This window comes from Aequorivita lipolytica, assembly GCF_007997135.1.
GTDB classification, from domain to species: domain Bacteria; phylum Bacteroidota; class Bacteroidia; order Flavobacteriales; family Flavobacteriaceae; genus Aequorivita; species Aequorivita lipolytica.
In genome coordinates, this window is sequence record NZ_VORU01000002.1 from 189,724 (window position 1) to 211,824 (window position 22,101).

General features: G+C 37.2%; 21 protein-coding genes, 1 tRNA gene and 1 pseudogene. 7 read left to right on the top strand and 16 right to left on the bottom strand.

Annotated elements, in window-relative coordinates:
• Positions 1 to 7 precede the first annotated feature (7 nt).
• Positions 8 to 955: an ABC transporter ATP-binding protein gene (locus ESV24_RS03345; protein ID WP_111815254.1), complete on the top strand. Its 948-nt coding sequence runs from the start codon at positions 8 to 10 to the stop codon at positions 953 to 955.
• Positions 956 to 957: 2 nt separating this feature from the next.
• Here the strand turns inward: ESV24_RS03345 and ESV24_RS03350 are convergent, their stop codons facing one another.
• On the bottom strand, positions 958 to 1,953 hold the full coding sequence (locus ESV24_RS03350) for an NADP-dependent oxidoreductase (protein WP_111815255.1): 996 nt from the start codon (positions 1,951 to 1,953) through the stop codon (positions 958 to 960).
• A 166-nt stretch (positions 1,954 to 2,119) separates the two neighbouring features.
• On the opposite strand from ESV24_RS03350, the gene ESV24_RS03355 reads away from it, so the two are divergent.
• Positions 2,120 to 4,378: an FUSC family protein gene (locus ESV24_RS03355; protein WP_111815256.1), complete on the top strand. Its 2,259-nt coding sequence runs from the start codon at positions 2,120 to 2,122 to the stop codon at positions 4,376 to 4,378.
• A gap of 10 nt (positions 4,379 to 4,388) precedes the next feature.
• On the opposite strand, the gene ESV24_RS03360 is transcribed toward ESV24_RS03355, so the two are convergent.
• The 9 genes from ESV24_RS03360 to pdxA form a co-directional block, all read right to left on the bottom strand.
• The gene (locus ESV24_RS03360) at positions 4,389 to 4,847 is read right to left on the bottom strand and encodes a 3-oxoacyl-ACP synthase (RefSeq protein ID WP_111815257.1); all 459 of its coding nucleotides are present in this window, start codon (positions 4,845 to 4,847) and stop codon (positions 4,389 to 4,391) included.
• Positions 4,844 to 5,563, bottom strand: coding sequence for a monofunctional biosynthetic peptidoglycan transglycosylase (mtgA, locus tag ESV24_RS03365; protein WP_111815258.1), 720 nt, complete (start codon positions 5,561 to 5,563; stop codon positions 4,844 to 4,846). Before mtgA ends, ESV24_RS03360 begins: the two co-directional genes overlap by 4 nt.
• Positions 5,556 to 6,674, bottom strand: coding sequence for an NAD(P)/FAD-dependent oxidoreductase (locus ESV24_RS03370; RefSeq protein ID WP_111815259.1), 1,119 nt, complete (start codon positions 6,672 to 6,674; stop codon positions 5,556 to 5,558). Before ESV24_RS03370 ends, mtgA begins: the two co-directional genes overlap by 8 nt.
• Positions 6,675 to 6,807: 133 nt before the next feature.
• Complete coding sequence (gene accC, locus ESV24_RS03375) at positions 6,808 to 8,160, bottom strand: acetyl-CoA carboxylase biotin carboxylase subunit (protein WP_111815260.1); 1,353 nt, start codon at positions 8,158 to 8,160, stop codon at positions 6,808 to 6,810.
• A gap of 77 nt (positions 8,161 to 8,237) precedes the next feature.
• Positions 8,238 to 8,729 (bottom strand): acetyl-CoA carboxylase biotin carboxyl carrier protein, encoded by a 492-nt coding sequence (gene accB / locus ESV24_RS03380; RefSeq protein ID WP_111815261.1) that lies wholly within the window; start codon positions 8,727 to 8,729, stop codon positions 8,238 to 8,240.
• 36 nt (positions 8,730 to 8,765) lie between these two features.
• Positions 8,766 to 9,764 (bottom strand): beta-ketoacyl-ACP synthase III, encoded by a 999-nt coding sequence (locus ESV24_RS03385; protein ID WP_111815262.1) that lies wholly within the window; start codon positions 9,762 to 9,764, stop codon positions 8,766 to 8,768.
• A 171-nt stretch (positions 9,765 to 9,935) separates the two neighbouring features.
• Entirely contained in the window at positions 9,936 to 10,133 is a 198-nt protein-coding gene (gene rpmF, locus ESV24_RS03390; RefSeq protein WP_111815263.1) for a 50S ribosomal protein L32, read from the bottom strand.
• A 9-nt stretch (positions 10,134 to 10,142) separates the two neighbouring features.
• Positions 10,143 to 10,688: a YceD family protein gene (locus tag ESV24_RS03395; RefSeq protein WP_111815264.1), complete on the bottom strand. Its 546-nt coding sequence runs from the start codon at positions 10,686 to 10,688 to the stop codon at positions 10,143 to 10,145.
• A gap of 81 nt (positions 10,689 to 10,769) precedes the next feature.
• Positions 10,770 to 11,831, bottom strand: a complete 1,062-nt coding sequence (pdxA, locus tag ESV24_RS03400; RefSeq protein WP_111815265.1) for a 4-hydroxythreonine-4-phosphate dehydrogenase PdxA — start codon at positions 11,829 to 11,831, stop codon at positions 10,770 to 10,772.
• Between the two features lie 240 nt (positions 11,832 to 12,071).
• Here pdxA and ESV24_RS03405 point away from each other — a divergent pair, with 240 nt between their 5' ends.
• Entirely contained in the window at positions 12,072 to 12,659 is a 588-nt protein-coding gene (locus ESV24_RS03405; protein ID WP_111815266.1) for a riboflavin synthase, read from the top strand.
• Here the strand turns inward: ESV24_RS03405 and ESV24_RS03410 are convergent.
• The 3 genes from ESV24_RS03410 to mce all read right to left on the bottom strand — a co-directional run bounded on the left by ESV24_RS03410 (position 12,640) and on the right by mce (position 13,884).
• On the bottom strand, positions 12,640 to 12,837 hold the full coding sequence (locus ESV24_RS03410; RefSeq protein WP_146743135.1) for a hypothetical protein: 198 nt from the start codon (positions 12,835 to 12,837) through the stop codon (positions 12,640 to 12,642). The two genes, ESV24_RS03405 and ESV24_RS03410, sit on opposite strands and share 20 nt — an antisense overlap.
• A 448-nt stretch (positions 12,838 to 13,285) precedes the next feature.
• Positions 13,286 to 13,359 (bottom strand) — tRNA-Ile (locus ESV24_RS03415).
• Between the two features lie 117 nt (positions 13,360 to 13,476).
• The gene (gene mce / locus ESV24_RS03420) at positions 13,477 to 13,884 is read right to left on the bottom strand and encodes a methylmalonyl-CoA epimerase (protein WP_111815267.1); all 408 of its coding nucleotides are present in this window, start codon (positions 13,882 to 13,884) and stop codon (positions 13,477 to 13,479) included.
• Between the two features lie 106 nt (positions 13,885 to 13,990).
• Here mce and rbfA point away from each other — a divergent pair, with 106 nt between their 5' ends.
• Both rbfA and ESV24_RS03430 read left to right on the top strand, forming a co-directional pair.
• Positions 13,991 to 14,386 (top strand): 30S ribosome-binding factor RbfA, encoded by a 396-nt coding sequence (gene rbfA / locus ESV24_RS03425; RefSeq protein ID WP_111815506.1) that lies wholly within the window; start codon positions 13,991 to 13,993, stop codon positions 14,384 to 14,386.
• Position 14,387: 1 nt separating this feature from the next.
• A complete protein-coding gene (locus tag ESV24_RS03430; RefSeq protein WP_111815268.1) occupies positions 14,388 to 15,593 on the top strand; it encodes an ABC transporter permease in 1,206 nt (401 codons plus the stop codon).
• On the opposite strand, the pseudogene ESV24_RS03435 reads toward ESV24_RS03430, so the two are convergent.
• A pseudogene (locus ESV24_RS03435) lies at positions 15,590 to 15,754 on the bottom strand (tRNA dihydrouridine synthase DusB); the annotation flags it as partial. The gene ESV24_RS03430 and the pseudogene ESV24_RS03435 sit on opposite strands and share 4 nt — an antisense overlap.
• Before the next feature lie 150 nt (positions 15,755 to 15,904).
• Here ESV24_RS03435 and ESV24_RS03440 point away from each other — a divergent pair.
• The gene (locus tag ESV24_RS03440) at positions 15,905 to 17,803 is read left to right on the top strand and encodes a T9SS type A sorting domain-containing protein (protein WP_111815269.1); all 1,899 of its coding nucleotides are present in this window, start codon (positions 15,905 to 15,907) and stop codon (positions 17,801 to 17,803) included.
• A 4-nt stretch (positions 17,804 to 17,807) separates the two neighbouring features.
• On the top strand, positions 17,808 to 18,320 hold the full coding sequence (locus ESV24_RS03445) for a hypothetical protein (protein ID WP_146743136.1): 513 nt from the start codon (positions 17,808 to 17,810) through the stop codon (positions 18,318 to 18,320).
• Between the two features lie 110 nt (positions 18,321 to 18,430).
• On the opposite strand, the gene dusB is transcribed toward ESV24_RS03445, so the two are convergent.
• Both dusB and ESV24_RS03455 read right to left on the bottom strand, forming a co-directional pair.
• The gene (gene dusB, locus ESV24_RS03450) at positions 18,431 to 19,423 is read right to left on the bottom strand and encodes a tRNA dihydrouridine synthase DusB (protein ID WP_111815271.1); all 993 of its coding nucleotides are present in this window, start codon (positions 19,421 to 19,423) and stop codon (positions 18,431 to 18,433) included.
• Between the two features lie 127 nt (positions 19,424 to 19,550).
• A complete protein-coding gene (locus tag ESV24_RS03455) occupies positions 19,551 to 21,941 on the bottom strand; it encodes an outer membrane beta-barrel family protein (RefSeq protein WP_160110590.1) in 2,391 nt (796 codons plus the stop codon).
• Between the last annotated feature and the right edge of the window lie 160 nt (positions 21,942 to 22,101).

Consider the following 22,101-nt stretch of genomic DNA (forward strand, 5'->3'; position numbering starts at 1 on the left):
TCTTGTGATGCTAAAAGTTGAAATCGATTCCTTTTCCTATTCCGAAAGGACCATTTTAAAAGACATTCATTTCACGCTGAAACCTGGCGAACATCTCAGCATTCTCGGGGAAAGCGGCTGCGGAAAATCTACACTTTTACATCTTGTTTACGGTTTGCTCCATTTAGAAAACGGGACGATTCATTACAACGAAAAAAAACTTCTCGGCCCAACCAAAACGCTCATTCCCGGCGAACCATTTATAAAGCTTGTAGCGCAAGAATTCAAAATTATGCCTTTCACCACCGTTGCCGAAAACTTGGGTTCACATCTTTCGCGGTTGGATGAAGAAAAGGATGAAAAACGTATTGACGAACTTTTGAAAGTCGTTGAATTGGAAACCTTCAAAAACACACTAGTAAAAAACTTAAGCGGCGGACAAAAACAGCGCGTAGCTTTGGCGAAAGCTTTGGCAAACGAACCTGAAATCCTTTTGCTGGATGAGCCTTTTAGTAATATTGACACCTTTCTAAAAAGTAAATTACAGCGGAAAATTTTCAGTTATTTGAAAGAAAAAAATATCAGTTGCATCACCGCGACCCACGACAGTGAAGAGGCTTTAGCATTTTCAGATAAAATTTTAATGCTGAAAAACGGCACCGAAGAAATGTACGGAACGCCAGAATTTATTTACAAAAATGTTTCAACTGAATATCAGGCGGGGTTTTTTGGAGAAGCAAATCTACTTCCGGAAAAACTCTTTTCTTCCGAAAAGGCTTCGGCAGAAATCATCGTTTTTCCACACCAACTTGAAATTTCCGAAGAGAAAACAAAACTAGAAGTTACCGTGAAAAAGTGCTATTTTAAAGGAACTCATTTTTTAGCTGAAGCAGATTATAATGGCAAAATAATATTTTTCAACAACCCATTTCCACTGAGAAAAGGAAATATTAGTTATCTGAAAATTTCAGAATAATACTAAACCATAACTATCATTTTCCCTTTATTCTTCCCATCAAACAAGTCAATAAACGCTTGTGGAATATTTTCAAAACCTTCAACCACGGTTTCCATATAGTTAAGTTTATCCTGCTCCATCCACGCTGCTAATTGTTTTTGGGCGGGACCAAAATCTTTTACAAAATCACGTACCGTAAACCCTTGCATTAAAATACTATTTTTAATGAGTGTTGTTTCAACACGCGGCCCAGTTGGTGTTTCGGTTTTATTATAAAGTGAAATAGCGCCGCAGTTTATTATGCGTCCGTATTTATTCATATTTTGAAGAGCAGCATCAAGAATTTCGCCACCTACATTGTCATAATAAACATCCACACCATCGGGACAGGCTTCGGCAATCGCCTTTTTCATTTCTTTTGTGGTTTTATAATTGATTGCATCGTCAAAACCAAACTTCTCTTGAATTCGGTCAATTTTTTCTTCACTGCCCGCAATTCCCACAACTCTGCATCCTTTTATTTTTCCTATCTGGCCAACAACGCTACCCACGGCGCCCGCAGCTCCAGAAACTAAAAGTGTTTCGCCTTTTTCAAGTTTACCAATTTTTTCTAAACCTAAATATGCTGTCATCCCTGTTAATCCCAAAACGCCCAAATAGGCTTTCAGCGGCGCTTTTTTGCTATCAACTTTATTTAATCCATTCCCGTTCGAGGTTTGAAACTGTTTCCACTGAAGCATTCCATTTACAAAATCGCCTTTCTCGAAATTCTTATTATTAGATTCAACAACTTCTGCGATAATACCAGATTCCAAAGGTTTGCCAACTTCAAAAGGGGCTATATAAGATTTCTCGTCGCGCATCCTTCCGCGCAGATAGGGATCTACGGATACGTATTTGGTTTTCAGTAATATTTCGCCTTCTTTGATTTGTGATTTTTCTTCTTCGGTAAACTCAAAATCTTGCGGTGATGGTCTTCCTTTTGGACGGTTTTTCAATAAAATTACTTTGTTCATCGGTGCTGTTTTTTTATTTCGGTTTCATAAAATTAAAGCTTAAAAAGACAACTGCCATAACACCTTTGTTTATTTAATAAAAGTATAACAGACTTACATTTCTGATAAGATTAACGAACTTAGCTTTTAAGCGTAATACCTTTGCAAGTTCTGAAACCAATTACTTTTGAAATCATCAAAAAACATACTTTTTTCTTCTTTAAAAGACCTTTCTGAGTTCTTTAAAAGTACCGATTTTTCCAAAGCCATATTGCTGGGAATTGCACTAACACTTCCTATAATTGCGGGAGTAAAACTGGATGCGCTACAAATTGGTATTACTATTACTGTTGGGGCTTTGCTTGCATCGCCAAGTGATGTAAGCGGGAGTATTCGCCATAAAACTACAGGAATTTTATTCGCCACTTTATTAGCAATGCTTGTAAGTTTGATTGGTGGTTATTTGCACCTTTCACTATGGTTGCTCTTTCCCATTTTGGGAATTTTAATGTTTGCCATTTCCTATATTTCTATTTATGGCTTTCGCGCTTCCCTTATTAGTTTTTCGGGCCTTTTTGCTTTGGTGCTTAGTTTTTCAAATGTTTCGGGCAGTGGGATGGAGCCTTATGAAAGAATGCTGCTTATTGGTATCGGTGGGCTTTGGTATGCTTCAGTTGCGCTGCTTTGGCATTTTATTTTTCCAAAGGCGCCCACAGAATATTATCTTTCAAAAACACTCAAACTAACAGCAGATTATTTAAAAACGCGGGGAGAATTGGTTGCCGAAACAACAGACCGCACAGAGCTTTTAAAAAAACTGTTGAACCTGCAGACTGACTTAACCAACATTCACGAAACGTTGCGGGATATTTTGATTGCAAGCCGAACGGGTTCTGGAAAAAGTGATTATGAAGGCAAGCGACTGCTCATTTTTGTACAATTGGTAGATATGCTGGAACTGGCAATGGCAAACCCAGTAAACTATACAAAAACTGATGCGTTTTTTGAAAAGAAACCAGCGCAACTGGCAGATTTTCAAGGTTTACTTTTTGCGATGAGTAGCAGGCTGAATGTAATTGCCGCAAATATTTCCACTCCTAAAAGGCTTCGGGATAACACTAAAATTGAAGAGTTTCACAAAAAGATTAAAAACGATATCTCCAAATATGCATCGGCTTCAAATGAAACCTTTGATGAAAATTTATTGCTGCTCAAAAATCTTTTCAAGTATCAAAAAGAGCAAATAAAAAAAATCGAAAAAATAGAATGGCTTCTAAAAAACCCTGCACAACGTGAGCTTTCATTGCTTAAAAAAGAAGATTCACGAAGATTTTTAACAAAACAGAATTACGATTTTGAAGTCCTAACTGAAAACTTCAATTTACGCTCACCAATTTTTAAACACTCGCTGCGGCTTGCTGTAATGACTATGATTGGTTATGGCGTGGGTATACTGTTTTCGGTCCAAAATCCATACTGGATTCTGCTCACATTAATTGTAATTATGCGTCCCACTTTTGGGCTTACAAAAACACGTTCCAAAGAAAGAACTATCGGAACTCTTATTGGCGGTGCCTTGGCTGTAGGTATTGTTCTGTTAACTCAAAATACTACGGTTTACGGTATTTTGGCTATCGGCTCACTGGTAATCGCTTTTTCAATGGTACAGCGTAACTATAAGGCGGCGGCAACTTTTATTACGCTGAGTGTGGTATTTATTTATGCGCTAATGCGGCCAGATATTTTCAACGTAATTCAATATCGCGTGATGGATACATTGATTGGCGCTGGATTGGCAACCCTGGGAAACCTAATTCTTTGGCCAGCATGGGAAATTCAGGGAATGCAAAAAACATTATTGGAAACCATTAAGGCGAATAGAATTTATTTGGAAGAAATTATAAATTTCTACAACAAAAAAGGAAATGTTCCTTCGGAGTATAAAGTGGCCCGTAAAAAAGCTTTTTTGGAAATGTCTGATCTCAGCGCTGCCTTCCAACGGATGACACAGGAGCCAAAATCAAAACAGAAAAGCTTGGATAAGGTTTACGAAATAACCGTGCTTAACCATACTTTCTTATCCTCTATGGCTTCCCTGAGCACTTACATTTTAAACAATCCAACCACCCCTGCTTCAAAAAACTTCAATAAGGTTTCTGAAAGCATAATTCAGAACCTTTCAGAAGCGGAAGGAATTTTAAAGGAAGAAATTGAACAAAATCCTTCTGAAAATACTTCACAAGAAAATGAGCCTGTATCACATTCCGAAGATCTTTTTGATGCAACTTTTGGAAAGAGCATAATTTTTTCTGAAGAAGAAAAAGCATCGCAATCGGAAGGTTTCCACTCAAAAATTGAAGAAGCACATTTGGTACGAGAACAACTAAAATGGTTATTAACAATGAGTGCTAAAATGCCAAAACTTTTGCGCGAAACCCAGTTTTGAAAACTTGTTTTTACTTCACACTCGTAATTTTATAAACACTTCCGTTAAGGTTAAATTCGTCTCCTTTATTTTTCCCAGAAATAAGCATTCCCACTGGAGAATTTAGAGCAACACAGAGATAATCTGTTTTACCAATTGCAACCGTACCTATAGAAATACTGATAAAATAGGTATACTTATCCGTATAGACCAAACTCCCCAAACGTGCATAATCTGAGGTGGCTTTTACGTCAATCTTTTTAAGAATCTGTACAACCTTTTCAATTTCCTGTAATTGTTTCCCAGCGTTTTCACGGTCTATTTGTAGCATTGCACGACCAGTTTCATGTTTATCGCCACTGCTGCTTTTAGATTCTTCCAGCAAAGATTCTTCAATGTCAACAATGGTTTGTTTAATTTTCGAATAACGATTGTCAACCTGTTTTTGACAGTGTTGCAGCAATTCGGTTTTAAGTTCTACTGCGATCATTTTTTCTTTTTGGTTTTCTTTTTATCCTCCTTTGGCTCCTGTTTTTCCAATATAAATGGTCCATAATAAAGCATTTGCCGAACGATCCATTGCGTTCTTCGGGCAACGTAATTACCGGGCGGATTTGCTCTGTAGCGCTGTGGACTGGGCAAAATTGCAGCAATTGCAGCCGCATTTTCAGTACGAAGATTTTTTGCAGATTTTTTAAACCAATATTGCGAAGCTGCTTCAGCGCCAAAAACGCCATTGCCCATTTCAATGCTGTTTAGATATACTTCCAAAATGCGCTCTTTGCTCCAAAGGGTTTCAATCAGTAACGTAAAGTATGCTTCCAACCCCTTTCTAAACCAAGTGCGGCCAGGCCACAAAAAAGCGTTTTTAGCTGTCTGCTGCGAAATGGTACTACCGCCACGAAGCTTTTTTCCTTTTTCGTTGTTTTTTAATGCTTTTTCTATGGCTTCACGATCAAAACCGCTGTGACTTAAGAATGTTTGGTCTTCGGCACAAATAACAGCTAGTTGTAAATACGGAGAAATTTCTTCAATTGGCACCCAATCGTGGCGGGTTTCGTAATCTTTATTACCCTCAATGGAGCGAATTGCCATCAATGGCGTGTACGGAACTGGAACGAATTTGTATAGCAATACCCAAAGAACTGTAAGCCCGATGAACCAAAGGAAAAATTTAAAAATAAATTTGAATAGTTTTTTAATCATACAAACAAGCTAATTCTTTACCAATGGAACTGCCTATGGCAACTCCCATTCCGCCCAATCGCACACCACAAAAAACGTTTTTGGACACTGCTTTCAAGATTGGTTTTTTTTGATTTCCCACTCCCATAATACCACTCCAGCGAGCTTCTATTTCAAAAGATTGAGTTGGTAAAATTACGGTTTTAAGTAATTGCTCCAACTTGTTTTGAACCAATTCTGTCAATTCCATCTGGGTAGTTTCTTCAGCTTTAAAATTCAGGTTTCGCCCGCCACCCAAAAGGATTCTATTTTCAATATTTCTGAAATAATAATAGCCCTTATCCAAGTGAAAGGTTCCTTTTATTTGAAGATTTTTAATAGGTTCAGTTATCAAAACTTGCGCTCTCGCTGGTTTAATATCTTCTTCTAAAAATTGCTTTGCGAAACCATTGGTAGCAATAAAAACTTTTTTTACTGAAATGTCTTTTGATGAATTTAGTTGAAGTGAAACACTTTCGCCATTATCTGAAATGTTTGTGATTTCCGAAGCATTCAATATTAAAATGTTTTCTTCCGAAGCTTTTTTAATTAAACCGAGCATCATTTTTCCGGTATCAATTTGGCCTTCAAACGCGCTATAAATCAAGTTTGGCTGAATATTTTTAAAGCCGAAATGATTTTCTTTTTCTGAAAAAATAGCGTCATTAAAGATAGGTTTCAGCAATTCATTTACAAAGGAAATATTTGTTTTGCAGGTTTCAAAAAGGGCAGCATCTTTTTCTGTGAAAAGTTCGTAACCACCGTATTCCTTGTAATCAAGTTGTTTGTCTCCCAAAATGTTTCGGAGTAGTTTTAAGCCATCAACCCTACTTTTCACAAGTTGGATTACTTCTTCTTCCGAATGATTATTTAAATCTTCCAATATTTCTGAAATACTTCCGAAGCAAGCAAATCCAGCATTTTTGGTACTAGCGCCGCTGGGAAGCATACCGCGCTCAAACACTACAATTTTACTTTTCGGATGCTTTTCCCGAAGTTCCAAAGCACAACTCAAACCTACGATTCCACTACCGATAATTGCGAAATCAATGTTTGAAAGCCAAGTTTTATGTTCCCAAAATGAGAGATTCATATTAAAAGAAAATTGAAATTAAAGAGCATCAAATTCCAAAGATAGTTTTTTGGAATTTGATGCTCTTAAAAAGTTTACAGTATTCAGTTGCAGTCAGGCACTACATACTGCCACTGCGTATTATTTACTTTATTTATTCCTCTTCGGGTTCGTTCATTTTAAAGGTATTCATAAAGGCAGTAGTGTAATTTCCGGCCACATAATCTGGTTCATCCATCAATTGACGGTGGAATGGTATTGTAGTTTTTATTCCTTCAATCACGAATTCATCCAAAGCACGTTTCATCTTGCTGATGGCTTCTTCACGCGTTTGTGCAGTTGTAATAAGCTTTGCAATCATTGAATCATAATTCGGCACAATTGTATAGCCAGCATAAACGTGAGTGTCTAAACGCACGCCGTGACCTCCCGGTGCGTGTAAAACGGTAATTTTACCTGGCGATGGGCGAAAGTCGTTATAAGGATCTTCTGCGTTTATCCTGCATTCTATGGCGTGCAACTGTGGTGTGTAATTCTTTCCAGAAATAGGCACTCCGGCAGCAACCAAGATTTGTTCACGAATAAGATCATAATCAATTACTTGTTCGGTGATGGGATGCTCTACTTGAATTCGGGTATTCATTTCCATAAAATAGAAATTACGGTGTTTGTCCACCAAAAATTCTATGGTTCCGGCGCCTTCATATTTAATATATTCTGCAGCTTTTACGGCCGCATTACCCATATCGGTACGAAGTTTTTTCGTCATAAAAGGGCTTGGAGTTTCCTCAGTAAGCTTTTGGTGGCGACGCTGAATGGAGCAGTCGCGTTCACTTAAGTGGCAAGCTCTACCCGTGCTATCGCCCACAATTTGGATTTCGATATGGCGTGGCTCTTCAATGAGTTTTTCCATATACATAGCGTCATTTCCAAAAGCTGCGGAAGCTTCTTGGCGAGCGCTTTCCCAAGCTTTTTTAAGTTCTTCTTTTTTATAAACCGCACGCATTCCTTTTCCACCCCCGCCAGCAGTGGCTTTCAGCATTATGGGATAACCAACTTCTTCGGCTAGTTTCTCACATTTTTCGAAAGATTCTATAATTCCTTCACTTCCGGGAACTGTTGGAACTCCAGCCGCTTTCATAGTAGCTTTTGCGGAGGCTTTATCGCCCATGCGCTCAATCATTTCGGGAGAGGCACCAATGAATTTTATACCGTGCTCCTGACAGATTCTTGAAAACTTTGCGTTTTCCGAAAGAAATCCGTAGCCTGGGTGAATTGCGTCTGCATTAGTAATTTCTGCAGCGGCAATTATGTTTGACATTTTTAGGTAGCTCAAATTACTTGGCGGTGGCCCGATGCAAACTGCTTCGTCAGCAAAACGAACGTGCAGGCTTTCCGCATCGGCGGTAGAATAAACGGCGACCGTTTTAATACCCATCTCTTTACAGGTGCGGATAATTCGCAATGCTATTTCGCCCCTATTTGCAATCAATATTTTTTTAAACATAACGTTTCTAAAATAACAAAAAACAAAAAACAAATTCCAAAGGTTTGGAATTTGGGATTTGAAATTTGGGGTTTATATTAAGATGGATCTACTAAAAATAAGGGTTGGTCAAATTCTACCGGAGAAGAATCGTCTACCAAAACTTTTACAATTTTCCCTGAAACTTCACTTTCTATTTCGTTGAAAAGTTTCATTGCCTCAATCACACAAAGCACATCGCCTTCTTTGATATTGCTTCCCACTTCAATAAAAACGGGTTTATCTGGAGAAGGTTTTCTGTAAAAAGTGCCAATTATTGGTGACTTGATAGTTATAAGTTTAGAGTCTGCGGCCTCAGCAGCATCTTGGGATGAAGTATCGTTTTGTTGAGGCGCTGCAGCAGATTGTGGCTGCATTTGCATTTGAGGTTGCGACATAGCAGGTATTTGCTGAATGTAGGTTGTCTCACCTCTGCTTTCTTCAGATCCTGTTTTTATTGTAATCTTTATGTCGTCAGTTTCAAGTTTTACTTCGCTGGCACCACTTTTTGCCACAAACTTGATTAAGTTTTGAATGTCTTTTAAATCCATATTACACGTGTTAGTCTTTCGAGTTGGTTAAAATAATTATTTTGAATCGTAGGCCCATTTTACGTAAACGGCACCCCAAGTAAAGCCTCCACCAAAGGAAGCAAATATTAAGTTATCTCCTTTTTTTAATTGTTTTTCATAATCAGCCAAGCAAAGCGGCAAAGTTGCGGAGGTAGTATTGCCATATTTGTGAATGTTCATCATTACTTTTTCCTGGGGAAGTTTCATTCGCGAAGCAGCAGCATCAATAATTCGTTTATTGGCTTGGTGTGGCACTAGCCAATCTATGTCTTCACTTGAAAGATCGTTTTTTTTCATTACTTTTTCGCAAACATCTGCCAAATTTGAAACTGCAAATTTGAAAACTGTTTTTCCTTCCTGAAAAACGAAATGTTGCTTATTTGTAACAGTTTCAATTGATGCCGGAAGTAATGATCCGCCCGCATCAATTTTCAGAAAAGGTCTTCCCACTCCATCGGTGCGCAAATATTCATCCATCACTCCCAATCCTTCCGTATTGGGTTCAAATAAAACAGCGCCGCCTCCATCACCAAAAATGATGCAGGTTGTTCTATCTGTATAATCAATAATTGACGACATTTTATCTGCGCCAATAAGAAGTACTTTTTTATATTTTCCGGATTCAATATAACGGGCTGCTGTTGACATTCCAAAGAGAAAACTGGAACAGGCTGCAACCAAATCATATGAAAAAGCGTTTACCGCTCCTATTTGTGTAGCCACGTAAACGCCTGTTGCTGCTACTGGCATATCTGGCGTTGCCGTTGCCATGATAACCAAATCAATTTCAGCTGGGTCTGTATTGCTTTTTTGAAGAAGGTCTTTTGCTGCTTGGATAGCAAGATAGGAGGTGCCTTTGTCTTTATCTCTCAATATCCTCCTTTCCTTAATTCCGGTTCTACTGGTAATCCACTCGTCGTTGGTATCTACCATTGTTTCCAGAATTTCGTTGGAGAGAACGTAATCTGGCACGTAGCTCCCTACAGCGGTGATAGCTGCCGTGATAGTATTCATAAAGCTGAATTAGAATTCACAAAAAAGACCAAAAATCTTTTAAAAAGAGTGAAAATTACTAAATTTTACTTGAAATTCGGCACTAATTAAGTTGTTTTTGACTTTTTGCAAAGTAAAAAAACAAAAAAACCCTCACGTTGCTGTGAGAGTTTTAAATCAAAATAAAGGCGATTATGCTTCTACCTGCTCAGTTGCATCAATAACAACTTGACCACGGTAATACATTTTTCCCTCATGCCAATGAGCTCTATGGAAAAGATGGGACTCACCAGTTGTTGGGTCTATTGCAATTGTAGGGGCAGTAGCTTTGTAATGCGTTCTTCTCTTATCTCTTCTTGTTTTCGAGATTTTTCTCTTAGGATGTGCCATTGCTATTTATTATTTATCCGTTAATAGTTTTTTTAATGAATCCCATCGGGGATCAGTATTTTCGTCTTCGGGCGTTTCTTCTTCATCTATCGCTTTCGGACTTAGCTCTTCAAGTTTTTCGAGTATATCACTTTTTAATGTACCGTCTTTTACCCCGGGATGAATTCTTCGTGAAGGCATAGCCAGCACAATGGATTCATAAATATATTGCTGGATGTTCACTTCGTAACTTCCGTGGGGCAAAATGAGTAAATCTTCATTTTCGTCATTGTATTCCTCACCAAAATTTACCACAAAATGATAGGTTCCAGAGATCTCTTGATCAAAGGGTTCATTTGTTGTGTCGCAAGCAACGTTTACAGTTCCATTAAATGTTAATGTGAACTCTAATAACGTGCTCATTTTTTCCAGCAGTACATCGAGATTAATGGCAGCGTCATTAAATTCGTCATACTCAAAATGCTCAAAGAACGCTTTTTTTAATTCAAAGTTAAACTGGTGTTTGCCTAATTTCAGCCCTACGAAAGGGATGGTAAACTCTTTCAAATCCTTCATTTTCACACCTATTTAAGACCTTAACCTTACGGATAAGGCGGGTGCAAAGATAAAAAAATATTTGAATAGCAATTAGTTTTTTTATTTCTTTTTTGAGAAGCCTCTTTTACGGTTTGTTTGAAGCGGATTTTTTGAAATTTCCTGATACTCTTCGCGGGTTTCAAAAATTGAAATTGCGCTGAAAACCGCTTCGCGAAAGGATTCATAATTGGCAGAATTTTTTCCAGCCAAGTCAAAAGCGGTTCCGTGGTCTGGCGAGGTACGAATGCGGTTAAGCCCAGCGGTGAAGTTTACACCTTTCCCAAAAGCAAGGGTTTTGAAAGGTATCAAACCTTGATCGTGATAGGAAGCGATAATGGCGTCAAAATTTTTATAATTGCCGGAGCCAAAAAAGCTGTCTGCCGCATAAGGACCGAAAACCATTTTTCCATTTTTGCGGATATTATCCAGCGCCGGACGCAAAAGTGTGTCGTCTTCATCGCCAATTACACCATTATCTCCCGTATGTGGATTGATGCCCAAAACTGCGATTTTCGGCATTTCAATTCCGAAGTCTTCAATTAATGTATGATAAATCGTGTTTATTTTCTTGTCAATACGTTCACGAGTAATGTTTTTTACAACATCTTTTACTGCAACGTGATCCGTTAAGAGACCAACGCGTAAATTTTCAGAAACTAAAAGCATCAAGCTTTCGCCTTCCAACTCTTGCGCCAAATAATCTGTATGGCCTGGGAAATTGAAACTTTCAGATTGGATGTTTGATTTGTTGATGGGGGCAGTAACCAAAGCGTCTATCTTTTTATTCTTTAAAGCTTCAACAGCCGCCTTTAAGGATTTTATGGCATATTCGCCCCCAGTTGGAGTTTCTTCACCAAAAGCGATATCCACATGTTCTTTCCAAACATTCAGCACGTTGATTTTCTTCGGAATAAGATCTTCTATTTTATCAATTCCGTGGAAATTAATATCTGTTTCAAAATGTTTTTTGAAGAAAGACATCAGCTTAACCGAGGCAAAAATAACAGGCGTACAAAATTCCAGCATGCGCGAATCCTCAAACGTTTTCAGAATTATTTCGCTTCCAATCCCGTTAATATCGCCAATGGAAATACCGACCACTATTTTATCCTCTCTGCTCATTTTTTAATTGTTATTTTTGCAATACAAATGTAACTAACCCATTGTGCATTTTGATTAAAATACTCCATAATTAACCCGAAATCTTCTTTCTTTTCTTCCAGTCCTAAAGGATGGAAAGAAGATTTCTCCAATTATCCCTTTGCTCCTGCGCTAAAGCTTTGGCGGCACGCGGAAGGGTTTGGGGCAAAATTGGAGAAATCTTTTCAAAATGTACAAAAAGTTAAATGATTAAATTGAAACATGTTTACAGGAATTATTGAAACCGTTGGCGAAATAAACCACCTTACCCAAGAAGCCGAAAATCTTCATATAGAAGTAAGAAGCCCATTGGCAGCAGCACTAAAAATAGACCAAAGTGTCTCTCACAATGGCGTGTGTTTAACTGTCATTGAAATAACGGAAGATGCATACGTGGTTACTGCTATTAAAGAAACTTTGGATAAGTCCAACCTAAAAACGCTCACAAAAGGCTCTTTGGTGAATCTGGAAAGAGCTATGAAACTTGGTGATAGGCTTGACGGACATATGGTACAGGGTCACGTAGATGGAACAGCCATTTGTGAAAAAGTTGAAGATGCAAATGGAAGCTGGATTTTCACTTTTGAGTATAATAACTCAGAATTCAATACTGTTGAAAAAGGCTCAATTACTGTAAATGGGGTAAGCCTTACGGTGGTTGATTCTAAAAAAGGAAAATTTAGTGTCGCGATTATCCCCTACACCTTTGAGAATACAAATTTTAAAACAATTAAAGAAGGAAGCGAAGTAAATTTAGAATTTGATATTATAGGGAAATATGTAAAAAATCTTATGCAGCCTTACTTGTAGATCGGTTTCTTCTGTAAATAATATAAATCCCGAAAAGAACACCAACTGCAATCAAAATCCAAATGTTATCATCAATAGGCAACTGAGGTGGACGATTTTGGGACGGCGGCGGTGGTCCCTCACCACCAGAAGTAGCTTGGGCAACAAACATAAATAGATTATAGATAAGTAAAACCATGGTTGTTCAATAACGATTTGGGATCGTATTTATGCGCCTAAAGTAATAATTTTTTTTATCCTAAAATAAAAAAATGAGTTATTGAATGCTTAATAACTCGTTTTAACCTGAAAAATTATCTTTTAATCGGGTTTTATAGGCTTATTCCTAGCTATATAAAAGTGATCCCATACTTCGATAAACTCAGTACACCGCATGGGCTCACTTCGACTTAGTTTATATTGAGCGCAGTCGAAATGCTCAGTGTAAACTTCTCGCCACTATCTTTTAGATTCAACAAAAGTCTCAGTTATAAAGAACGTATCGGTATTAAAAAGTGGTCCCATACTTCGATAAACTCAGTACACCGCATGGGCTCACTTCGACTTCGCTCAGTGTAAACTTCTCGCCACTATCTTTTAGATTCAACAAAAGTCTCAGTTATAAAGAACGTATCGGTATTAAAAAGTGGTCCCACATGGGCTCGAACCATGGACCCCCTGATTATGAGTCAGGTGCTCTAACCAGCTGAGCTATGGGACCGTTTTTATTTTCAATATTTCAAATATCAACTTATTTTTTTGTCTACAAACTTTAGAGTTTTGAAAAAATAAATAGTTTGCAAATGTAAAACACTTTACAAATACAGCAAAACTATTTTTACTTATTCTCAATTTCTTGGCAAAGCTCTATCAATACTCCGTTGCAGGATTTTGGGTGAAGGAAAGCAACAAGTTTATTATCTGCACCTTTTTTTGGCACATCATTTAGTAATTTAAAGCCTTCTTTTTTAAGTCGTTGTATCTCTGCTTCAATGTCACTCACGGCAAAAGCAATGTGGTGAATTCCCTCCCCTCGTTTTTCAATAAATTTTGCAATTGGACTCTCTGGATTTGTTGCCTCCAATAACTCAATTTTACTTTCTCCGGTTCGAAAAAAAGACGTTTGCACACCTTCACTCGCTACTTTTTCACTTTTATAGGGCGCGCTGCCCAGTAAAGTTTCATAAATTTTATTGGCTTCAGAAATGTTCTTTACCGCAATACCAATATGTTCTATTTTTTCCATTCAAAATTTATATTTCAACCAAAAATACAAACTTAATTCCATTGAATTTCAACAAGCTTCGGGCTTCATTAACATACCGTATGCTTTTATATTCTATTTTTGCAGTATGGAAGAAACCAATAGACAAAAAAAAATAGCTGGCGTTTTGCAGAACGACTTGGCAAATGTGCTTCAAAATATGCTTCGCGAAGCCGGGCAGATGGGCATTATTATTTCAGTAAGTAAAGTTACCGTAACTACAGATCTTTCCATTTCAAAGGTTTATGTAAGCGTTTTTCCGGTAGATAAAGCAGAAGCAATAGTACAGGAACTCAATAAATTAAAGCCAAAAATAAAACATCAAATTGCGCAATTAACAAGGAATCAACTTCGGAAAATGCCCGATCTTTCTTTTTATAACGATGATTCTTTGGAATACATTGAAAAGATTGACAAAGCCGTAAAAGGCGATGAAAACCCATTGAAAAATCCAGATTTACTTCCGAAACGAAAAAAATCATAAATTGAATTTTTCGCTCTATATCGCCAAGCGCTACTTGTTTTCAAAAAGTAGCAATAATGCTATAAATATTATTACTGGTATTGCGGCAACTGGTGTTGTAGTTGGGGCTATGTCACTATTTATAGTGCTTTCAGGATTTTCAGGTTTAAAAGATTTCAGCCTTCAGTTTACCAATGTTTTTGATAGCGACCTTAAAATTCTTCCGAAAAGCGGAAAAACCATAACAGTTTCTGAACAGCAAAAAAACCAATTGAAAAATATTGAAGGCATTGAATCTATTTCAGAAATAATTGAGGAGCGCGTTTTTCTTCATTACAAAGGGAAAAACCACATTGCCTACATAAAAGGTGTGGATTCCCGCTACGGAAATGTGACCCAATTGGACAGTATTATGTATTACGGCGATTGGCTGGTGCCCCAGCAAAACGAGGTGGTAGTGGGTCTTTCCACAATTGCAAAATTATCAATGGGGGTTCGCGATTACGGTGAACCTTTAGAAATTTACGTTCCAAAACCTGGAACGGGTCAACTTAACGCGTTGGATCCTTCAGATGCTTTCACCAAAGAAAACGTGGTGGTTTCTGGAGTGTATCAAGTAAATGAGGATTTGGATACAAAATATGTTTTCACAGATCTGGATTTTGCCAGAAACCTACTTTCTTTGGACAGTGCGAAAATTTCTTCTATTGAAATGAAATTGTCTCCAACCGCTTCCGAAGAAAAAGTGCGCAGTGAAATAGAAAAGCTTTTTCCAGAAGGGATTGTAATAAAAAACCGAATCCAGCAAAACGATGCACTCTACAAAATGCTGAATACCGAAAATATTGCTGTTTATTTAATCTTCACTTTAGTATTGATAATTGCACTCTTCAATGTAGTTGGCTCTATAATTATGATGGTTCTTGATAAACGGAAGAATATAAAAACACTTTATAATTTGGGCGCTTCGTTGCCTGAAATACGCAGAATCTTTTTCTTGCAAGGAACGTTAATGACCGTGCTTGGTGGTCTAATTGGAATTTTATTGGGAGTTGTTGCTGTGATGGCACAACTAAAGTTTGAATTTGTATCTATAACCAGCACCCTGCCTTATCCCGTAAAAATGGAAGTCTTAAATGTTATAATTGTTTTTGCAACGATAACGGTTTTAGGAATCATCGCTTCAAAAATTGCTTCGAGTAGAGTTCGGGAGAAGTTGTTGGTTTAAGCAAATTCATAATCGCCAAACAGCTCCAATACCTCATCAAAAGCTTCAAAAACCGAGACTGAATCGTCGCTTGTAACCATTTTCATTCGGTATTCCTTGAAGTTTGGGATTCCCTTAAAATAGTTTGTGTAATGACGACGGGTTTCAAGACGCCCAGGTTTTTAAATTTAAGTATTTATTATAAAAAACATCGTAAAACGAATAAAATCTTAGATTTCTAACCCATTATTTTGGTTTACAGCGATTAAAATGATATTTTTATAAATCATAACTCCCCAAGAAAATAGGTTTAATCTTTAAATTTTAAAGTTATGAGTAAAAATTTTACCCCCCCCCCGCAGTTTCTAAAAAGATTGTTGCTATCTTTTTTATTATTAATTTCTCTTGCCCTGTTAGGCCAAAATCATCGAGAAACTTCCCTTGGATGTGGAACTGTAATAGGCTCTGAAGAATACAAATTGGATAAATTTTATGGCTCCAATCAAAAGATAGTTGATTTGTTAATAGAGAACAATGTAAACATTGACAAAGACTATTTGGATAAATTAGATAGTATGGAGACTATGCCCCTTATGAATTCTGAAATGCTTAAAGGGGTTAGTACTTATTATGAAATTCCCATTAAAGCTTGGATTTATAGAAATAACAACGGTACCGGTAACATTTATCAAAGTGACGTGTATGATGTTGTTGACCAACTTAATACACTTTATACTGCCAACACCAATATACGGTTTTACCTGCTCTGTGATATTAGTATCATTAACAACAGTAATTATACCAATTTCGGTGATCAATATTTCAGTACCTACACGGCAAATAATAAAACCCCTGGTGCGATTAACGTCCATTTTGTTATAAGTTCTGCTCCTCCACCAAATGAAATTTGGGGCGGAAAGGCTTATTTGCCATGGCAAACAACCCCATATTCCTGTGCTGTTGAAACTATTGGTTTTTCAGTTGCTACGGTAGGAAGTGTTTTAGGACATGAGATTGGGCATAATTTAGGTTTAAGGCATACCCATGACAATGCTCGTCAATCAAATCAAGACTACAATGAAAGTGCAGGAAATTGCTATCAAGAAGCAGTAGATCGCTCCAAAAGACAAGGTCTTTTCTGCATAGGAACTCTTGACAATAGGAAATGTGAGGAAAATGGAGATCAACTTTGTGATACAGAAGCTGATCCCGGAATTAGGAGAGAGAATAGGATTCCTTTCTCCTATCTATATCCTTCAAGTTGTACTTATAATCCATATGTTGGAGGGCAAGATAATTGGGGCGATACTTGGACGCCTGTGTCGGCAAATATTATGAGTTATTCAACATTTAATTGTCGAAGTTATTTTTCCCCATTACAAGTGGGTAAAATGTATGGCTATATTGGCGGTATAGGAATCAATTATCCAACTTTTAATATTTCTGGTCCCAATACTGTTTGTAGCAATCAAAACGCTACTTTTTCGGTTAATTCCTTGCCTGGTGTGTCCAGCTATACTTGGGAAGTACCCTATAATATGAATATTTTGAGCGGCCAAGGAACAAATAGCATAACTATTGAAGCAGTGAGTGGGTATGGTGGTGTAATACGTGTTACGCCAAGTTGTGGTTCAAAGACTGCTAAGAAGTCTATCTTAAATCTAGGAGATATTGAGATTGATGGCTACGACCAAGCCTGTCCATATTTCACTTATACATATACAGCTCCAAACCTTTCAAACGCCAACTATATTTGGAGCGTTACAAATGGCACAATAATTTCTGGTCAATATACCAATCAAGTACAAGTCCAACTGACATTACATCCATCGAACCAAACAATTCTTAATTTACAAATAACAAATGTTTGTTCTAACGCGCTATATGCCCAAAAAATAATTGTTCACGGTGATCCGCCGCCGCCCGAACAGCAGTGTTTCGCTAACGATGATAAGCCAGTGGAAAAAAATGGATTTAAACCTCTCGAGAAGATCGCAGATATGGTGTTATATCCCAACCCTGCGAACACAACCATTACTATTGTGCCACCGAGTAATGAACAATATAACATACATATTTTTAATTCTTTGGGGCAATCATTTTATTTAAAAACTAAAATAATTGAAGATTCTTTTTCAATAGATGTCAAAAATTATCCAGATGGTATTTATTATGTAAAATTGGAAGGGACAACAGAAACTTTTATTAAAAAATTAATCATTAAAAATTAACGTTATGAAAGCAATTTATATATTATCTATATTTTCTATTATAATGATCTTAGCATGCAACAAAGAAGAAAACAAACCTAGTGGTGGCGACCTTCTTACATACAATGTTTATTTGGATCTACAAAAATCTGATGGCACCTCGTTTAACGAGGGGGAGATTGAAGCAAAAGGAGGGTATCTTAATGAAGAAGGACAACTGGTTTATAACGGTGATTGGTTTCAATTGCCTATCAATTTGGATTCTTTCGAAAAAACTTTATTTGGTCCTTTTGAGATAGGTGTTAGTTCTGGAGGAGGTAGTAATGAACCGGAATCTGGAACAGAATGGGTATCCAACACATTGCTTTTACTGCGGTATCAGGGCATTACCGAAATTGATACGCTTCGTAGCAGAGACAGCTCTAGATATCCTGATTTCCGTTATTTCGATATATTTAAAAATGATTCGCTGCTACAACGTTTCAATGATCCAGAAAATTATATTGAAAAACCGTGGTATATTACCATTCAAAAATAAAATGATTGCAATAATTCTAATAACCTACCTTCCTCTTTTCGAGGAAGGTTTTTTATCGGCAAAAAACTAAACAACCCATAATCCGAATACTAAGGCAACGTTCTTTGTACTTAAGCAAACTCATAATCTCCAAACACTTCCAAAACCTCATCAAAAGCTTCAAAGACTGAAGCAGCATCATCGCTTGTAACCATTTTCATTCGGTAATCCTTAAAGTTTGGAATTCCTTTAAAATAGTTGGTATAATGGCGGCGGGTTTCAAAAACGCCAAGGGTTTCACCTTTCCAGTCTATTGCCATCTGCAGGTGGCGTTTGGCAGCATCAACACGCTCCAACATTGTTGGTGGCGGTAAATGTTCACCTGTTTTAAAATAATGTTTTACTTCCTTAAAAAACCACGGATAACCAATGCTGGCGCGGCCAATCATTGCGCCGTCAAGACCGTATTTATCACGCATTTCCATCGCCTTTTCGGGGGTATCAACATCGCCATTTCCAAAGATGGGAATGTGCATTCTTGGATTGTTTTTTACTTCAGCGATAGGTTTCCAATCGGCATCGCCTTTATACATTTGTGCACGAGTGCGTCCGTGAATGGACAATGCTTGGCAGCCTACATCCTGCAAGCGTTCGGCAACCTCGACAATTTTTATAGAATCGTGGTCCCAGCCCAAACGGGTTTTTACGGTAATGGGAAGTTTGGTATGTTTTACCATTGCTTCGGTAAGGCTTACCATTAAATCAATATCTTTTAAAATTCCCGCTCCAGCGCCTTTTGAAACTACTTTTTTTACTGGACAGCCAAAATTTATGTCAATAATATCTGGGCCGCTAGCTTCAACTATTTCAACACTGCGTAGCATAGACTCCAAAACGGCTCCAAAAATCTGAATGCCCACGGGGCGTTCTTTTTCATAAATATCTAGTTTCATTACGCTTTTTGCGGCATCGCGAATAAGCCCTTCAGAAGAGATGAATTCAGTAAAAACCACATCAGCACCCTGCGCTTTGCAAAGTGCGCGGAATGGTGGGTCGCTTACGTCTTCCATCGGTGCAAGCAGCAATGGAAAGTCTGGCAGTTGTATGTTTCCTATTTTTGGCAATTCTTTTGTTTTGGAATTGCAAAAGTAGTAAATATCAGTAATATGAAATTTTAAAAGATTTTTATTGAAGAAAAGAATTTACTTGGCTTCTAGCCTATCGCCTTCGTCGGTATTTATTTTTAAAATATTATAACCTTTCACTTTCCTCTAGATTTAATTCTTTATTGTTGTCTCGAAGCCTAGCGTTTCCAAAATTGTACTTTAAACCAACTTTGAAAAGTGGACTTTCGGGTTTTGCGAAATAATGGTTATCCTGATTGTAGTATTTCGTTGAAACAGGCACATTATAAGTGTTTAAAAGATCTTCCACGCCTGCAGAAATACTTGCCTGCTTGTCCCAAAATTCTTTTCTAAATGAAATATTCAACAAAAATCTATTTTCATAATAAACAGAACCTGAAACAATATTAGAGAAATAAACCGTGGTTAAATCGGCTGTAAATGAACGATCTTTCGAAAGCGTGAAATTACTAGCAGTTTGGATATATTGTCCATAAGTATCGTTTTTATAGCTCTGCTGCACGCTTTCAAAAGCATTGAATTTGTCTGCCAAGTAAAAAGTAGAAGTGGAAATCTGAAACCACCACCAATTGAAGAGCGAATCATAATAAAGTATATCAAAACTATATTGATAGCTTTTAATCAAGTTAGATTCAACTCTCCGCAATGTGCTATTCTCATTATCCTGGAATGTTAAATTGCTCAACGCATTCTTTGTGTTTTGATAGTAGAGGTTAAAAAACAGTTTATTTTTATGAGAATAGCTTAGCGTTATTTTATCATCAATAGCCGGAATTAAATTGGGGTTTCCGCCACTAAAATTATTTTCGGTTATAAAGTATTTAAACGGATTGAGACTCTCATATCGGGGACGGTGAATGCTTTGATTGTAGCTAATGCCAATACTATTGTCATCATTAATGGTGTAATTTACAGAAGCGGAAGGAAATAATTCAAAATACTGTTGGATATTCACTTCACCCAAAGAACGAGAAATGGCGTCAATATCTGTGTACTCTCCACGAAGACCAGCCGTCATGCTCCATTTTTCCCATTCCTTTTCAAAGTTTATATACTCTGCGTATATATTTTCTTTGTAGTTAAAATTATCAGAGAGCGCATTGTTGAAAGTAGAGTTATTGTTCACAGTATTGAAAAAATCTAACTTGCTTTTGGTATCAATACTGCTGAATTTAACTCCTGCGTCAAAAGTGCCTCCCCATAATTCGGAAGAAACATCAGCTTGTCCGGTGAAGATTTGGCTGTTTTGTTTTGAGTCTGTAGAAAAACTATTGTTTCTCAAAAAATCTCCGTTTGGCAATAAATAATCAGAGCTAACACTTTGATTTTGGTCATTATCGTAATAAATATAATTTGCAGAAGTGCTTAGGGTAGCACCTTTATCATTTAAAACGCGGTTGTAGTCCAAGGCAATGGTGAGATTCTGTTTTTCATAACCCACATAACTTAAAGTAGTAATCGTGGAGTCCAACTGCCGTTGTGGATTATAAATTAATGAATGGCCGTGATTTTCATAATCCACTTTTGGTGTAAGCGAAACATTTGAAGTAAGGCTGATTGTATTTTTAGCATCCAAGGTAAAGTCCAGCACCACGTTCCCATTGTGGTTGTAAAATTCAGTTGTGCGGTTAAAATAGGTTTCCCAAATTGATTTTGTAGAAACTTCATCTGGCTGAAAAAAGCGAATGTTATTTTCGTCTTCCTTGTATAGCTTTTTATTTGCATAGGAATAACTGGCGTAAACGTTTAGCCATTTGTTCTTATAAAAATGGGAGGTTCCAAAATTATACTTCGGAAATATTGCTTGCTCATAAGTTGCGTTCACCGAACCTTTGTAACCTACGGAAATAGCTTTTGAAGTAATAATATTCAGAACCGTTCCCGACTCTGCATCGTATTTAGAAGAAGGATTTGTAATAACCTCAATGGATTTTATATTTGCTGCATCTGTATTTTCGAGCAACGATAAAATTTCAGAAGAAGAGAGATAAACCCTTTTACCGTTTATATAAATTACTGGCGAAGAAAACTTCACCTGAATATTTTCACCAATAACGGCAACACCAGGTGTTTTCTTAAGAAGATCCATCGTACTGCCAACGGAAAGAGAGGTATTCTCAACCTCAAAAACAAGTTTGCCAGCTGTTTTTCTAATGGTCGGCAGTTTTGCGGTAACCACCGTTTCGTCAAGCATTTCTTGATTTTCTTTTAAAGCAATATTGCCCAAATTTTTATTTGAAGAAAGTTCAATGGTTCGTAAAAAGTCTTCAAAACCGATATAGCTGAATATCAAGGTATAGGTTGCGGCCGGTAAACCTTTCAGAATAAAAGAACCGTCTTCATTGGTAGTAGTACCTTTTAAAGGGGTTTCCGTATCCACTTCGTAAACAAGCACATTAACAAAAGACAATGGGGAATTCCCTTCATCGGTTACCTTACCAGAAACCGAAAAATCCTGCGCCATCAAAACACTAGCTTGAAGGCAACATAAAAGCATAAACAACCTATTCATAACATAAGTAGATATCCGGGGCGACACCCATTACTATGGTTTTATCTGGGGAGAAAATTAATAATGTCAGTCGAAATACAACTAACGTTCTACAAATATGTTAAAAATTTATTAAACAAAAACATCATGGAGGCAATATTTCAAG